Origin of the sequence: Streptomyces sp. NPDC088261, assembly GCF_044740805.1 — a bacterium.
Taxonomy (GTDB): domain Bacteria; phylum Actinomycetota; class Actinomycetes; order Streptomycetales; family Streptomycetaceae; genus Streptomyces.
This window is the reverse complement of the sequence record NZ_JBIURL010000005.1, coordinates 161122-174969: the sequence shown is the minus strand read 5'-3', so window position 1 is coordinate 174969 and position 13848 is coordinate 161122. Positions and strand designations below refer to the sequence as shown.

Annotated in this window: 14 protein-coding genes, 1 tRNA gene and 1 pseudogene; 5 read left to right on the top strand and 11 right to left on the bottom strand. The window is 70.4% G+C overall.

Features of this window, described 5'->3' with window-relative positions; all coding sequences use genetic code 11:
• Nucleotides 1–181: 181 nt before the first annotated feature.
• Nucleotides 182–962: pseudogene (locus tag ACIODU_RS12615) on the top strand (hypothetical protein).
• Nucleotides 953–1026, top strand: a tRNA-Lys gene (locus ACIODU_RS12610). The pseudogene ACIODU_RS12615 and the gene ACIODU_RS12610 overlap by 10 nt, the downstream one beginning before the upstream one ends.
• Nucleotides 1027–1083: 57 nt before the next feature.
• On the opposite strand, the gene ACIODU_RS12605 is transcribed toward ACIODU_RS12610, so the two are convergent.
• The gene (locus tag ACIODU_RS12605; protein ID WP_401767033.1) at nucleotides 1084–2328 is read right to left on the bottom strand and encodes a M6 family metalloprotease domain-containing protein; all 1245 of its coding nucleotides are present in this window, start codon (nucleotides 2326–2328) and stop codon (nucleotides 1084–1086) included.
• 338 nt (nucleotides 2329–2666) lie between these two features.
• Here ACIODU_RS12605 and ACIODU_RS12600 point away from each other — a divergent pair, with 338 nt between their 5' ends.
• Complete coding sequence (locus ACIODU_RS12600) at nucleotides 2667–4568, top strand: putative bifunctional diguanylate cyclase/phosphodiesterase (protein ID WP_401767031.1); 1902 nt, start codon at nucleotides 2667–2669, stop codon at nucleotides 4566–4568.
• Between the two features lie 111 nt (nucleotides 4569–4679).
• On the opposite strand, the gene ACIODU_RS12595 is transcribed toward ACIODU_RS12600, so the two are convergent.
• The 8 genes from ACIODU_RS12595 to ACIODU_RS12560 form a co-directional block, all read right to left on the bottom strand.
• Nucleotides 4680–4934, bottom strand: a complete 255-nt coding sequence (locus ACIODU_RS12595; RefSeq protein ID WP_401767029.1) for a hypothetical protein — start codon at nucleotides 4932–4934, stop codon at nucleotides 4680–4682.
• Nucleotides 4931–5842, bottom strand: coding sequence for a peptidoglycan-binding protein (locus ACIODU_RS12590; protein ID WP_401767027.1), 912 nt, complete (start codon nucleotides 5840–5842; stop codon nucleotides 4931–4933). The genes ACIODU_RS12595 and ACIODU_RS12590 overlap by 4 nt, the downstream gene beginning before the upstream one ends.
• 53 nt (nucleotides 5843–5895) lie before the next feature.
• Nucleotides 5896–6537, bottom strand: a complete 642-nt coding sequence (locus ACIODU_RS12585; protein ID WP_356426154.1) for a hypothetical protein — start codon at nucleotides 6535–6537, stop codon at nucleotides 5896–5898.
• A gap of 77 nt (nucleotides 6538–6614) precedes the next feature.
• Entirely contained in the window at nucleotides 6615–6941 is a 327-nt protein-coding gene (locus ACIODU_RS12580; protein ID WP_401767025.1) for a hypothetical protein, read from the bottom strand.
• A complete protein-coding gene (locus ACIODU_RS12575; protein WP_401767023.1) occupies nucleotides 6938–9415 on the bottom strand; it encodes a hypothetical protein in 2478 nt (825 codons plus the stop codon). The genes ACIODU_RS12580 and ACIODU_RS12575 overlap by 4 nt, the downstream gene beginning before the upstream one ends.
• Nucleotides 9402–10247: a hypothetical protein gene (locus ACIODU_RS12570; protein WP_356426146.1), complete on the bottom strand. Its 846-nt coding sequence runs from the start codon at nucleotides 10245–10247 to the stop codon at nucleotides 9402–9404. The genes ACIODU_RS12575 and ACIODU_RS12570 overlap by 14 nt, the downstream gene beginning before the upstream one ends.
• 8 nt (nucleotides 10248–10255) lie before the next feature.
• A complete protein-coding gene (locus ACIODU_RS12565) occupies nucleotides 10256–11152 on the bottom strand; it encodes a hypothetical protein (RefSeq protein WP_401767022.1) in 897 nt (298 codons plus the stop codon).
• 118 nt (nucleotides 11153–11270) lie between these two features.
• On the bottom strand, nucleotides 11271–11900 hold the full coding sequence (locus ACIODU_RS12560; RefSeq protein ID WP_401767020.1) for a hypothetical protein: 630 nt from the start codon (nucleotides 11898–11900) through the stop codon (nucleotides 11271–11273).
• A 47-nt stretch (nucleotides 11901–11947) separates the two neighbouring features.
• Here ACIODU_RS12560 and ACIODU_RS12555 point away from each other — a divergent pair, with 47 nt between their 5' ends.
• Entirely contained in the window at nucleotides 11948–12334 is a 387-nt protein-coding gene (locus tag ACIODU_RS12555) for a hypothetical protein (RefSeq protein WP_401767018.1), read from the top strand.
• Between the two features lie 14 nt (nucleotides 12335–12348).
• Complete coding sequence (locus ACIODU_RS12550) at nucleotides 12349–12930, top strand: hypothetical protein (RefSeq protein ID WP_401767016.1); 582 nt, start codon at nucleotides 12349–12351, stop codon at nucleotides 12928–12930.
• Between the two features lie 103 nt (nucleotides 12931–13033).
• On the opposite strand, the gene ACIODU_RS12545 is transcribed toward ACIODU_RS12550, so the two are convergent.
• Both ACIODU_RS12545 and ACIODU_RS12540 read right to left on the bottom strand, forming a co-directional pair.
• The gene (locus ACIODU_RS12545) at nucleotides 13034–13390 is read right to left on the bottom strand and encodes a hypothetical protein (RefSeq protein ID WP_401767350.1); all 357 of its coding nucleotides are present in this window, start codon (nucleotides 13388–13390) and stop codon (nucleotides 13034–13036) included.
• Between the two features lie 47 nt (nucleotides 13391–13437).
• The gene (locus tag ACIODU_RS12540; protein WP_401767015.1) at nucleotides 13438–13728 is read right to left on the bottom strand and encodes a hypothetical protein; all 291 of its coding nucleotides are present in this window, start codon (nucleotides 13726–13728) and stop codon (nucleotides 13438–13440) included.
• Between the last annotated feature and the right edge of the window lie 120 nt (nucleotides 13729–13848).

The window sequence follows — 13848 nt, the reverse complement described above, 5'->3', positions numbered from 1 at the left end:
CGAGGCGGCGCCCGCAGCCAGGGTCCCGGGAGGTGGCGCCTGCGGTTGCCCTGTCGGGCGTCCGTTCCGGCCAGGCTGCTGGCATATGCCGGGGCGAAGGTTACGCCCTCCCGAACCGCCGTGTCCCGATTTCCGTGAACTCTCAGGAATGGGGTGGTCACTCCCGGTAGATCTGGGTGACATGAGCGGATGGCTGCGAGACGAATCACCTTTGAGTCCGGGCGCGAGTGACGACGAGCGCCGTACCGACATCTTCGGTCTCCTCCGCGAGGAGGGCGGGCACCACACGGCCCGCGTCACGCCGGCCGGCGCGGACTGGCTCGCCTCGGCGGGACCGTACCCCCGCTCGACGCTCTCGCAGTGGGCCGCCCGCCCGAGCGCCCCGGGCGTCCTCCCGTGCGGCGGGGCGTTCGACGTGGTCAGCGCCCCCGCGATCTTCGGCCGCCGCATGCTGAACCGGCTCTGGTCCGACGGCCCGGGATCGGGCCCGGTCGCCGCGTACCGGGGCAGGACCCTGCTCTTCGCCGCGCCGGGGACAGCGCAGCGGCTGCCGTCCCTGCTGGCGTGGGAGGAGTGGGGCGGCTCGGCGGCGGACGGCTCCCCGGCCGGAGGGAGTGCCGGTGACGGAGACCCGGCGGGCGACGGCCCCTCCGTACCGCCCCTGCTGTGTCACGGGGCCGGGGACGCCGTGACCGTACCGCCGCTCGCGCCCGGGAACACGTCCGGCCCGCGCTGGGTGGTGGCCCCCGACACCCGCCATCCGTGGCTGCCGGGGCCGGACGTCCTGCTGTGGGCCTGCGTGCGGGCGGCCCGTACGGCGGGCCGTGCCGCGCGCACCCGTTCCCGCGTCCCCGCGCACTCCTCTGACCAGGCGATACGGCCCCGGCCCCGGTCCCCGTATATCGATTTTTCCTCACGCCGATCCGGGTGCTAAGGTCTACGACGTCACCAGGCGCCGTTAGCTCAGTTGGTTAGAGCAGCTGACTCTTAATCAGCGGGTCCGGGGTTCGAGTCCCTGACGGCGCACAGACAGGAATGAGGCCTCTCGCGAAAGCGGGGGGCCTCACTCCTTTGCCGGGGGTCTCATTCCCTTCCCGTGGTGATCTTGACCGTCCAGGCGCCCGTCGCCGTCCGGTCCGCGACCTCCACCCTGATCCGCTCGTCCGGGACCGTGAACGTCTCCCCCACCCCCAGCGGCGCGTCGGCCAGCGGCGGGTACACCGAGGTGTCCCAGCAGGCGTCACTGCGCGGATGGGTGTCCACCACCTCCACCGGACCGCCGCCGGACTCCGCCCCGCTCCGTACCCGGTAGATCAGCACGCCCTCCGTGCAGGTGCCCGCGTCGTTGCCGGTCGCGCCGCGCGCCTCGATGGCGACCACGGAGTCCCGCCCGGTCCTGATGACCGCGAGCCGCGTCCCCGTTTCGCCGCCGAACTGGGCGGCCTCGGCGATCGGCTCCAGGGTGAGCAGTTCCGTACCGGGCAGGACGCAGCGCACCTGGCGCCGGTCCAGCCAGCCCAGTTTCCACTTGTGCCAGCCGAACAGGTCGGGCGAGAGGCCGAACTGGCTGCCCATCACGTCCCAGTCCCCGACGTAGGTGTCCCAGTCGCCCTTGCCGTCCGACGGCCGGTGGTAGAGATCCGGCAGGTCGAACACGTGCCCGGTCTCGTGGGCCAGCACGTTGCGGTCCGGCGGGTGCTTCTCGAAGACGGTGACGATACGGCGGATGTCCGTGCCGTCCGCCTTCAGCGGCCGGTCGAAGTTGACGACCTTCGTGGCGTCGGAGTCGACACCGGGCGCGGTCGGATCGGCGACCAGGTAGACGATGTCGTACCGCGAGAAGTCCACGACCGGATCGGCGACGCGCAGCGCGTCCCGCAGGTAGGCGGTGCGGCGCGAGGGGTCCCAGTCGCGCTTTATCCCGTACGAGGTGGAGGCGTGCGGCATCCGGATCCAGCGGGCCTCGGGGTGGGCGCGCAGGGCGAACTTCCCGTACGACGCCCGCGCGTAGAAGCGGCTGGTGGCCGGGAAGTGATCGGCCACCAGCTCCTCGGGGCGGGTCATCGGTTCGGCGTCCGGGAACGACAGGAAGACCATCACCGCGTCGAGGGTGCGGTCGGGGCGGGTGTAGGAGCCGTTCCAGGTGTCCAGGCCGAGGGAGTGGTGGGCGCCGGTACGGGGCAGGGCGCACGGCCCGGCGGCCGGCGCGGCCACGGCGGGACCCGCGACCAGGGACGTGGCGGCGAGCGCCATGAGGGAGGTGAAAGCGGCCGCGGTACTGCGCAGGCGCGGCCGTTCCACTCCCCCGGGTGGCTCCAGACGCTCCACGTCGACCTCCGGCTGGGGGATGAGGGGACACCACCACCCACCTTGTGCCGGTTCCTTGCCATACGCCCTGTTCCGCTGCCCCACTCGGGTGAGGGGCGGCGCGCGGAGCGCGACACCCCGGCCTCTCACGGAAAGTCACAACCGCTCACGACGGGATCGTTCGAGGCCACGGGCGTGCAGAAACGATCGTCCAACGACAACCCGCCGACCGGTGACGCCCCGGATCCTTGCCACAGAGCTGGAACGGCCACCCGGACAGCCTCTATGATCGGCACACTTTCCCAGGCCGACCGTCCCGACCGACCCTGTACGACACCACTGCACCGCGGGAGCGAGCCGTGAGCGGAACCTCCGAAGGGCCGCACTCTGCGGCAGTCGTGGCGCCCGGCACCGTACGACCGCCGGTCACGGAGCGTCATGCGGACCGGACGGATTCGGTGGACCGGACCGGACCCGGCGGCGACCACCGCGCCGCCTTCCGGGCCGCGCCCCTCGCCATGGCCGTCGTGGACCACGAAGGCGCGATCGTCAGCGCCAACGACGCGCTCGCCGCCCTGCTCGGCGTGCCGGCCGCCGCGCTCCTCGAACGGTCCGCCGCCGACCTCGCCGACCTCTCCTCCGACACCCGCACCTGGCGCGCCTACCGCGAGGTGCTGCACGGCCTGCGCGCCCGGTTCCGCTGCACCCGCCGCCTCAAGCACTCCGACGGGCGCACCCTGTGGGCCGAGATCACCGTCGCGCCCGTGCCGGACAGCCCCGGTGTCCTGCTGTCGGTCTCCGACATCACCGACCGGCGTGAACTCCAGGCGCGGCTGCGCCATCTCCAGATGCACGACCCGGTGACCCGGCTGCCCAACCGCACCCTGTTCTTCGAACGGCTGGCCTCGGCGCTGGAGACCCCGCCGCACTCCGCCTACGCGGCCGACGACCTCGGCCACGACCGGGACGGCAGGGGGGCAGATCATGGCAGAACAGGGCGGATCGGCCTCTGTTACCTCGATCTCGACGGCTTCAAGGCCGTCAACGACACCCTCGGCCACCGCGTCGGCGACCGGCTGCTCGCCGCCGTCGCGAGCCGGCTGACCGAATGCGCCGACCACGACGGCTACACCCGCAGCGGCAGCCACCTGGTCGCCCGGCTCGGCGGGGACGAGTTCGCGATCCTGGTCGAGGACTCCACCGGTACGGAACAACTCGCCGATCTCGCCCGGTCGGTGCTCACCGCGCTCCAGCGCCCGTTCGACCTGGCCGGCCAGCGGCTCGCCGTCTCCGCGTCGATCGGGGTGGTGGAACGTACGGTCGAAGGCACCACGCCCACCGGTCTGATGCAGGCCGCCGACACCACGCTCTACTGGGCGAAGGCCGACGGCAAGGCCCGCTGGACGCTCTTCGACCCGGAGCGCAACGCCCACCGGATGACCCGTCAGGCGCTCTCCTCGACGCTGCGGCCGGCGGTCGAGCGGGGTGAATTCCTGCTGGAGTACCAGCCGTTGGTGGGAATGGCCGACGGAGCCGTACGGGGCGTGGAGGCGCTGGTGCGGTGGGAGCACCCGCAGTTCGGCACGCTCGCGCCCAACCGCTTCATCGGGATCGCCGAGGAGGACGGCTCGATCGTGCAGCTGGGCCGCTGGGTGCTCCGTACGGCCTGCCGCCAGGCCCGGCAGTGGCAGAAGGACCACCCGGGCGCCCGCCCGCTGTTCGTCAGCGTGAACGTCGCCGTGCGCCAGGTGTGGGACTCCGACCTGGTGGCGGACGTCGCCGGGATCCTCGCCGAGACCGGACTGGCCCCGTACCTCCTCCAGTTGGAGCTGACCGAGTCGGCGGTGATGGGCTCGGCGGGCCGGCCGCTCCAGGCGCTCCAGGCGTTGAGCGACATGGGGGTACGGATCGCCATCGACGACTTCGGCACGGGGTACTCGAACCTCGCGTACCTCAGCCGACTGCCCGTCTCCGTACTGAAGTTGGACGGTTCGTTCGTCCGGGGCTTCCGTTACGACGAAGGGGTCCACCCGAGCCCGGCGGACGAGGTGATCGTGGAGACGCTGGTCCACCTCGCGCACCGGCTGGGGCTGACGGTCACCGCGGAGTGCGTGGAGACGGAGGGGCAGGCGGAGCGGCTGGGCCGGATCGGCTGCGACACGGGGCAGGGCTGGCTGTACTCGCGCGCGGTCACGCCGGAGCGGATCGCCGAGATGATCGCGCCCGGCGTGGCGCGGGGCGCGAGCCGCCAACAGGCGTGAGAGGCGGAAGCCGCCAACAGGCCCCGGAAAAAGGAGAAATGCCCCCGGCCGTGTGAGCACACGGCCGGGGGCGTTTCCCGCGTTCGGATCACTTTCCTCAGGCCCGTCGGATCACTTTCCTGAGGTCTGCCAGACGGTCAGCGCCAGCGCGGCGCACGACGTCACCGCCGCGAGCGACGACAACGGCCAGCGCGAACGCTCCAGCGCCTCGATACGGTCCTCGTGGTCGCCGATGGCCTTGTCGGTCTGGTCGACGCGCTGGAGCAGCAGCGCCAAGTCGCCCCGGGTGGTGGCGAATCCGACGTCCACGGATCGGTGCAGGCGCTCCAGTTCGACCGCGATGTTCTCGGCTTCCGACTGGGTCACGCAGGTCCTCCCTCCTTGGAGACGGCTCCCCCGGCCCGGGGAACGCGCAGCCGGTCCCAACTGGCCCGTCCCGGAACGCCGTCGGCGTCGGAGCCGCTGTAGCCGAGCTTGCGCTGCCACGCGGCGTACGAACGGGTGTCGGCCGCGCCCCATACGGGCCCCGGGCCGATCTCGTACCGTCCGCAGCCCTCGGCGACCAGCCGGCGGCCGACCGCCGTGATCAGCGGGCTGTTCCTGCCGGGCACGAAGAAGGCGGCGCCGGGGAACGTCTCGTACACCGGTTTCTGCGGGGTGCCGGGACCGGTGGGCGGGGCCGGAGGGGCCGGCTTCGAGCCGAGGCGGACGGTGACGCGGTCCCGCATCGCGGGCATGGAGAACGAGGGGTCGATCTTCCGCCGCGTCCACTCCTTGTGCGCGATCACACTCCTCGCCGACCAGCCGTGTGCCCGGCACAGCGCCGCCGACAGCCGCTCGGCGGCGTCGAGTTGGGCGGCGGGATAGGGGTCGCGGCCGTTGCCGAGGTTCTCGATCTCGAAGCCGTAAAAGCGGGCGTTGCCGTCCACGGCGTCCGGTCCCCTGGCGGGCAGGGGCTTTTCCGCGCGTACGGCTTCGAGGACGGCGGCCGAGCCGTTGCCGGCGTGGTTCGTCCGTCCGTACCCGACGAGATGGACGGTCCCCTCCTTGGTGAGCAGGCCGATACAGAGAGGCCCTGGCAGGTCGGGGGTGCCGCCGCGGCAGAGCGCGAGGCTGTCGACGCCCGCGGTGTGGTGCAGCATCACACCGTGGACGGGGCCCCAGGGGCCTTTGTGGTTGCGGTTGTGGGTCTTCCAGTCGCCGTGCTCGGCGACGCGGACGCCCTCGCCGCGCAGGGCGCGGACGAGGGCGTCGGCGGAGAGCGGTGCGGCCATGGGCCGGCTCCTCACGTCGTGGGCGTCGTCGTGAACGGACGCCGCCGGGGGCGTCACATCAGCGGCGTCACGGTCACGAACCGGTTGGTGAAGGTGGAGGTGTTGGAGGTGGCCGACTTGTAGGCGGCGGTCGCGGTGCAGACGGCTCCGGCCGTGAGCCCGTTGACCTGGAACTGGGTGGAGGCGGAGCACTGGTTCGTACCGGTGACGATCGCCGCGCGCGCGTCGGCAGCCGCGAGCGTGACGGCCGTACCGGTGCGGATGTTCGCCGACATGAAGGAAGCGGCGGCGGCGCTGCCGCTGATGCGCGCCCCCACCGAGACCAGGACGGAGCCGGAGAGCGGCACGGTGAAGGTGACCGCCGTCGGATCGCCGGTGGAGCCGGTCAGCGTCTCGGTGTAGGAGGTGACGGCCGCGAGGGTGCCGGTCGTCGTGTTGGCCTTGTGCACGGCGCCCGGGACGACGGGCTGCCACTGGGTGCCGGAGTAGAGGAAGAAACGGCCGGGGGTGTTGAGCCAGACGAGCATGCCGGCGACCGGCGCGGTGACCCGGGCGTCCCGGGTGGCGGCGTCGAGGAAGCGCAGGACGGTGCGGCCGTCGATGGACTCGGCGAGCGACTGGATGTGGAGGGGGACGTTGGCGGCGTCGGTGGACTGCGGGTAGGGCAGATTGCCGAGTGGGGTGAGCTGGGCCATGGCTGGACCTCCTGGGTGTACGTAAGGGGCGGGGCGGGCGACGGGCGGCGGGCGCGGGGAGGGCGGGCGGCGCCGGGTCAGCCCTCGCGCGACGGCGGCAGGACGTCGGGGCTCGTACCCCGGTCGCCGGCGCCCGCCCCGGGGCTGTCGATGGGGACGGGTGGCTGCGGAGGCTCGGGGGGCAGCGGGTCGTCGGGCGGCGGTACGGGGTCGGGCTCGGCGTCGGGCTCGGCGTCGGGATCCGGTACGGCCTCCGGACCGGACCCGGGGTCGGCATCCGGTACGGCCTCCGGATCGGACACGGCATCGGCATCCGGTACGGCCCCGGACCCGGCCTCCGGCGCGAGCGCCGGCACCCCCCGCGCCCCGGCCGCCAGGCCGTTCCGCTTCTTCCACGCGTTCACCGGCTCTCTCCTCCCGACACCGCGACGGCGGTCGTCATGGCCGCGCCGGTCCTGGCCGCCGCCCCCAGCGTCACCGGCGCCGCCGCCAGCAGCGCGCGGTAGTCCGGCTCCCCCGCCCTCAGGTCGGCGAGCGTCGCGTACTGGGCGGTGACCTGGACGTACGTACGCCTCGTTCCGTACGACGGGTCGACCGGGCCGTCCGGGGTCAGCCCCGCGTCCCGCGGCACGCCGTTGTACGACGTCCCGCGCAGCGTGAGCGTCTGCTGTGGCGCGGCGCCCGCCGTGTAGGTCGTGCGCGTCCCGACCACCCAGGCGAGCGTGTCGAGTTGGGCCCCCGTCGTGTCCACCACCCGTACGGCGTCACCGAGTTGGATCCGCGGATCGTGGAGCACCTCGACCTCCCCCAGCACCGGTACCGGATAGCGGCCGGCGTTGAGCATGGTCTGCGCGAGGCCGCTGGCCGAAGTCCCGTTCTGCACCCACTCGGAGGCGGGGGCCGCGTACTGCTGCCGGCCGTAGTACCGCTGGCTGTCCGGACTCCACCAGGCCGCCTGGCGCAGCTGCGGATCGCCGGTCGCCTTCTGCGGGACGATCCGGGCCGAGGGCTTGCCGTCCTTGGTGACGGTCCACAGCGGTACGGTCCCGGTGTTGGTGAAGCGGGCGAAGTACGTGGGGCCCTCGCGGCGGCAGCTGACGGAGACGACGCCCTTGACCGCCGTACCACCGGTCGCGGCGGTACCGAAGCGCACCCGGTGACCGTCGTTGACCACCGAGTCGTCGGTGACGACCAGCGGTCCGATGTCGAACTCGTCCTCGGCGACCGCGTACGAGATCTCCACCGACGTACCGGGATCGATCCGCCGGATCGCCGTGTCGTCCACGATGTCGCCGTTGACGCGGGCGACCCCCGACCAGTCCTGGTAGGGCTGCTCGCAGTGGTTGCGGCAGGCGTCGATCTCCTCGCTGACGGTGAGAGCGGCGATGTCCCGCCGGGTGGTCACGGTCAGGTCGGGCTCGGCCGGCACCCGGCCGAAGCGGGACGGCCCTTTCCAGTGGAAGACGCCCTGTTCGTCGAACTCCGCGGTGGACATGCTCGCGCGGGCGATCTCGGTGATCACGTCCCACTGCGAGCCCGTCACCCTCGGCATGGCGTAGATCGGCAGCGCCTCGTCGTCCAGCACCGCGCCCTTGGTCCACTTCCCCTTCTGCTCCCACTCGTCGCGGGGGAAGGACGGGATGTCGGGCCAGATCCGGTCGGTCAGCTGGATGCACTCCACCGCCATGTCGGTGGTGAGATCGACGTGGTGGACCTCCGCGCGCGGCTGGCTCCCCGCTGCCTCGACGTAGGTCGCCGGGCTGCCGACGTGGTACGAGCCCTCGGGACCGGTCAGCCGGGGCGCGACGGTCGGCAGCACACTGGTCCCCGAGGACCGCGTGTCGAAGAGGAATCCGAGGTGCCAGTTGCCCCTGAGGGCGGCCAGCGCGCTGAACGTCCAGGTGAAGTACCAGTAGGTCGAACCCTGGGTCCCGGAGTAGAGGGAGACGGTGCCCGCCGCGATGTCGACACTCCCCTTGAGGTAGCCGAAGGCGCCACCGCTCCGGTCGAGCACGACACTCAGCTCGATCTTGTTCCCCCTGCTCTTCGCCGTGTTGACCCAGCATTCGAGCAGGAAGACCTTGCCGGGCACGACGAAGCGCGAGCGCGGCATCCAGGAGGCGGTGAGTCCGGCCGCCTTCGGCATCAGGGCCATCTCGAAGGGGGCGCCGTCGCGGATCCAGTCGTACTGGCTGTTCGCGGGGACCGACTCGGGCTGGCCGTACGTCGCGTTGACCCCGCCGTGCAGGGAGGCGTACAGCGCGGTGAAGGCGTTGGTGTCGTCGGTGTCCGCCAGCGGCGCGCGGGGCGGCGGGCAGGTGTGGATGCCGCCCTGCCGCAGCAGTTCGTCCACGCACCAGGGGGCGGACGCGATCCGCAGACCGGTCCAGACGCCGTGGTACGGGCGCGGCAGCGAGGCGGGACCCCGCAGCCGCTCGGCGCCGTCGAGGGCCTGGACGGTGACGGTGTCGCTGCCGGACGCTGCCGTACGGGAGCGGATGGTGCCCCGGAAGGCCGGCAGCGTACGGCCGTTGACGCCCGTCTCGTGGACGACGGACTGGCCCGGGCGTACGGCGTCGCCGGTGGCGCGGTCCGCCCAGGCGGAGTACAGGCGCGGGGCGGGCTCGGCGACCGGGCCCGTACCCGTGTCACCGGTGCTCCGCTCCTCGGTCCTGCCGCTCAGCTGCGCCTCGAACTGCGCCGAGGCGCTGCCGCTGAACGCCCGCATGGCTTCGGGGAGATCGGTGTTGTAGGCGCGCTCGACCTTCCAGGACTGGATCTGCCCGCCGAGTTCCTCGCCGCCGAGGCGGGTGGAGTGGACGGGGGTACGTTCCGGGGCGGCGAGGGCCGCGTCGAACCGCTCGTCAGAGGGCTGCACCTGCCACCTCCACCAGATCGATGCTGACACTGCGGTACGGGAGGCGCGTCGCGGGCGTCTCGGTGCAGCCGGTGACGGCCATCGCCGGGCAGCCGTCGCCGAGCGACAGGGCCACGGGCTCCTCGCCGATGGTCAGGCTCGCGCCGGCGAGACCCGTCATGCCGGTGGCGCCGGGGGCGCCGACGGGGGTAACGAAGGCGGCGTTCGCGGGCGCGGTGCCGGTGACCAGAGCGCCGGCGGCCGACGTGGTGGACAGGTAGGCGCCGTCCACGTCCTTCCAGTCGAGCTGGGCGGTGGCCAGGGCGGGGTTCCAGTCGGGCGGCAGCAGCCAGGAGATCCGCATGCCCGGCATCACGGGCCAGCCGGTCCAGGTCCCGTGCCGCCAGCCGATCTTGGTGCTCGGGTCGTCGCAGCTGCCGAGGACGACGTCGTCGACGGCGGGACTGATGGTGATCGCTCCCTGCACGGTGAACCAGTGGTCGTGACCGGCGGGGTGCAGCGTCTGGCCCGCGGCCTGGTAGGGGTCGAGCAGGTTGCCGGCCGCGGGGTCGAGCACGGCGACGGACCGGCCGGCGTACACGGTGCGTCCGAGCATGCCGGGGCCGTTGACGCGCCGGGCGAGCCGGATGAGGTGGTCGGCGTCGGCGGGCTCCAGCCAGTCCCAGGCGAACTTGAGGCGGCGGGCGGTACGGGCGGGCGAGATCGTGGTGATCTGCCCCTCCAGCGACTTGAACTCGCTGACGTTCAGCTCGGCGCTGCGGTCCCAGCTCTTGGCGGCCTGTGTGATCTCCCGCAGGAGTCCCGGCTTTCCGATCCACAGATTCCTTGCCATGTCCTGTCTCACCTCCTGGCGAGCTTGCGCTGTCCGACGAGGACGGCGCGAGCGATGGTCTGCGAGTCGACCTCGATGTGTACGGGGCGTTCGGCGAGGCGCTCGACGGCCTGGGCGAGCCGGTTCATCCCGGCGGCGCCGCCGGGGTGCTGGCCGAACATGCGCTCCAGCCGGGAGAGCGGGATGACGGCCTCGGCCTCGCCGCCCTCCCCGATGAGCGCGAGCCGGCCGCCGGTCCTGGCCTCGACGATGCCGCCCTGCGCGAGCTGGGGCACGGGGATGCGGGGCAGGTTGAACGCGAAGCCCTTGCCGCCGATGACGGGCACCCAGTCGGGAACGCTGAACTTGACCTGGTTGAGGCCGCCGATCAGGGAGTTGAGCCCTCTGACGAGCATGCGGGTGGGCAGCAGGAAGGCGTTGACGACGCCCTTGAAGAGCGGGCCGAGGAACCGCGCGGCGGCGGAGGACGCGGACCGCATGGCGTTCCAGGCCGCGGTCATGCCCCGCTTGGCGACGGCCATGACCTTGTCCATGTTGACGAACCGCGCGATGAGGGGCGCGAGCAGCGTCATGATGAGCCCGAACGGGCTGGCGGCCATGGCGAGGTTGAGCCCCTTCTGCGCGAGCGACGCGCCCTTGAGCCCCTTCCCGAGCCCGTCCATGGACTTCCCGCCCTTGTCGGCGTTCTTCCCGGCCTTCCCGACGGACTTCTCCACCCCGTCGGCCTGCCGCTTGACGTCCTGAAGCGCGTTCTTCGCCTTGTCGGCGGAACTCTTGAGCCGATCGAGCGAGGTCTTGAACTTGTCGGCCCCGGCCCGAGCCTTCCCCATCCCGCCGTCCATCTGGGCGAGCGACGTCCGCATCCCCTTGACCGAAGTGCCACTGTTCTGGGCGGCCGTCTTCATTCTGGTCAGTGGGGTGACTATGCTGCCAATATTACGTTGAAACGTTTGGAGCGCCGAGTTGGAAGCCTTGAGAGACGCAGTCAAGGACACGACTTTACCGCCATTTCGTCAGGATTCGTCATACAGCACCGGACAGTGTGTTCAGGCTCCTGAGAGCCTGGCGCGTCGCCGCAGTGATCTCATTGGAAGCCTCCTTCACCTTCTTTGCGTTCTGCACGAGTTCCGCCCGGCTCTTGTCGAGCTCCTCCTTTCGCTTCTTCGTTTTTTCCTGAATTTCATGGACCTTCTTCGCGCGCGTCTCGATCACAGTCAGTCTCGCTGCGATCGTCTTCTCGATCCTCTCCACCCGAGAAAGAGCATTGGCGGCGGACGACATGTCCCGGCGTCCGCCCGCGCCGGGACCCTGCGCAGTCCGGGCCTTGGCCAGTTGATCCTCTATCTTCTTGAGATCCCTCTCGTTCCGCCTGTGATTCCTTTCGATTTTTTCCTCAAGATATTTCTTCTGGTCCGACCACGGGTAGGTGAAGATCTGCTTACCCCGAAAACTGAAGCCCTTTTCGTCCGCCTTGAAGAGTGAGTAGTCGAGCTTCACCAAAGTCAACCCGGCCGAAAATGCGACGAGTTCGAGTTTCATCAGGTTGATCGATTGGTTGATGTCTCGATACATTTCCTTGTAGTTCACGGCATCGTCGATCCAGGGCGGCTTGACCCAGGGATCGTTGCCGCCCGGCGGGTTAGGACTTGCCATTTTTACTCCTAGGGGGATACATGATTTGGGGACCTTGGGTCAGCTACGTGATACTGCTGGCCCCGACCATCGGAATTATCCCTTTCGCGATCCCCCCGCTCTACGTTCATATCTGCCTGAAAATCAGAGGTGTCGAACAGACAGGCCACTGCAAATTGGCAGGGCTGAGGGGGAACGAATACAACTGCACCTACAACTACACCGACAAGGACGGAATAAGTCACTACGAGTCGGTGAACGTGCCCAAGATTCCCGACCACGTACAAGCCGGAGATCCTCTCGACATCGTGTACGACGCAAGAAAGCCGGCTCGCTCCCGGCCCGCTTTCAGCCTCTCCAGACTCATACCCTGGAAATGGAGCAATGTGATGCACTTCGCGATAGTCCAGTGCGCGTGCGCCTACATGGCCGGCGCCAGGGTCCTGGCCGGCTGAGGGAAGGAGTTCGGATGCCTAACGAATCGGGCTCGATCGTTTCGGGGCGGGGAGAGTCCAGAGTCGAACTCCCAGCAGGCACCCCACTCGACCGGGCGCTGCTCCTCGAAGCATGGGGAGGATTACTGAGCCGCACTTTCAACATCGAGGGCGAACTGACGTCCCGTCAGGGAACGGAAAGAGAGGATCTCGGATCTTCCGGGTGGGGCAGAGACAGATCCCACATCATCGTGCCGCCCGGGTATTCGAGTCTCCATGTCACAGGGGATCCCACCCGAAAGCCAGGAAAATGGAACCTGCTGATCAGTGAGCCTTCGACAGCGCCGGAAATAGGGATCGAAGCGGCAGGCGTCGGCGCGTCGCGTGTGTTCGCCTACCACGGCGGAACGGTCCAGGCGTCCGTCGAATTCGAGTCGCAGGGGTGTCTGGCCTTCTACGGCTTCGACGGAACGCGACGCCGCGAGCTGCTCTCCCGCGATACGAAGTTTCGCGGTTCGGTGAAGATCCCTGGCCCCGGCCTGATCGCCGTCCAGTCACCGGTGGCTCCGCACTGGGGAAGCATTCCGCCTTGGCGGATCACTCTCCAGGGCAAATAGCGAGCCCCCGCAGCGACGAGTCATCCCCGTGCAGGGGGACAACGTCAAACCGGGGTCCATGACTCCCTGGGCATTGCGGGTACTGAAGGGCGGGTGGGGCGGGTCAGGCGAAGAACGTGGAGAGTTCGTGCACGCTCGGTCCTCTGGCGATGTCCGGTGTGCTCCGGGCCTCCGGGTTGTCTTCGGGCGGCTCCCCCGGTCTCGGGATCGGTGACGGGAATTCCAGCGGATCGGCGTCCTCGTCGCGGTTGACCGTGGCGAACATCCAGTTCGCCTCGGCCAGTTGGTCGGCCACGTGGGCCAGGAGGTACTCCGTCACCGACCAGTCGGCCGACTCGCCGTGGAGTTCGCGGGCGACCGCGCTGTCCCGGGGGAGGTGCTGGACCAGTACCGCGAGGCGGCGGGAGGAGAGGCGGCCGCGGTGCCAGTCCAGCAGGTCCGTGCCGTAGTAGCGCAGCAGGTCGGCCTCCAGGGCCTCGGCGTGCTCGTCGACGAGCTCGCCGAGGCTCAGTCTTCCCCCAGGCCGAGCCCCGTCTCCTTGCCGTACGCCTCCAGGATCGCCGCGATGTCCTGCATCGTGACGTCGTGCCGCTCGAAGCGCGTGAACTGCTGCTCGCCGAGCAGCAGTCGCAGCAGACCGTCCACGTCGTTGTCGTCGAGGTCCCGCAGCTGGCGCGCCGTCGTGCGCGTCAGCTCCGTCGGCAGTTCGAACGAGTCCTCGTCCAGATCGAAACTCCAGGCCCGGCCGAGCGCTTCGAGGCGCTGGGCACGCGCCGCGTTGACGTTGAATCCCGCCATGTCCGTCTCCTGTTCGGTGAGGTGGGGTCAGTGGGGGGCGTGGGGGGTGAGGTCAGGTGGGGTGGGGGGGAGGGGAGGGGAGTTGCGGTACGGGGGTGGCGCGTCGGCCACCCCCGTACC

Excerpts from the sequence above, each read along its gene's own strand:
- ACIODU_RS12590 (WP_401767027.1), bottom strand. The coding sequence starts at position 5,842 with ATGGCCGCACCGCTCTCCGCCGACGCCCTCGTCCGCGCCCTGCGCGGC.
- ACIODU_RS12585 (WP_356426154.1), bottom strand. The coding sequence starts at position 6,537 with ATGGCCCAGCTCACCCCACTCGGCAATCTGCCCTACCCGCAGTCCACC.
- ACIODU_RS12570 (WP_356426146.1), bottom strand. The coding sequence starts at position 10,247 with ATGGCAAGGAATCTGTGGATCGGAAAGCCGGGACTCCTGCGGGAGATC.
- ACIODU_RS12565 (WP_401767022.1), bottom strand. The coding sequence starts at position 11,152 with ATGAAGACGGCCGCCCAGAACAGTGGCACTTCGGTCAAGGGGATGCGG.
- ACIODU_RS12560 (WP_401767020.1), bottom strand. The coding sequence starts at position 11,900 with ATGGCAAGTCCTAACCCGCCGGGCGGCAACGATCCCTGGGTCAAGCCG.
- ACIODU_RS12550 (WP_401767016.1), top strand. The coding sequence starts at position 12,349 with ATGCCTAACGAATCGGGCTCGATCGTTTCGGGGCGGGGAGAGTCCAGA.
- ACIODU_RS12540 (WP_401767015.1), bottom strand. The coding sequence starts at position 13,728 with ATGGCGGGATTCAACGTCAACGCGGCGCGTGCCCAGCGCCTCGAAGCG.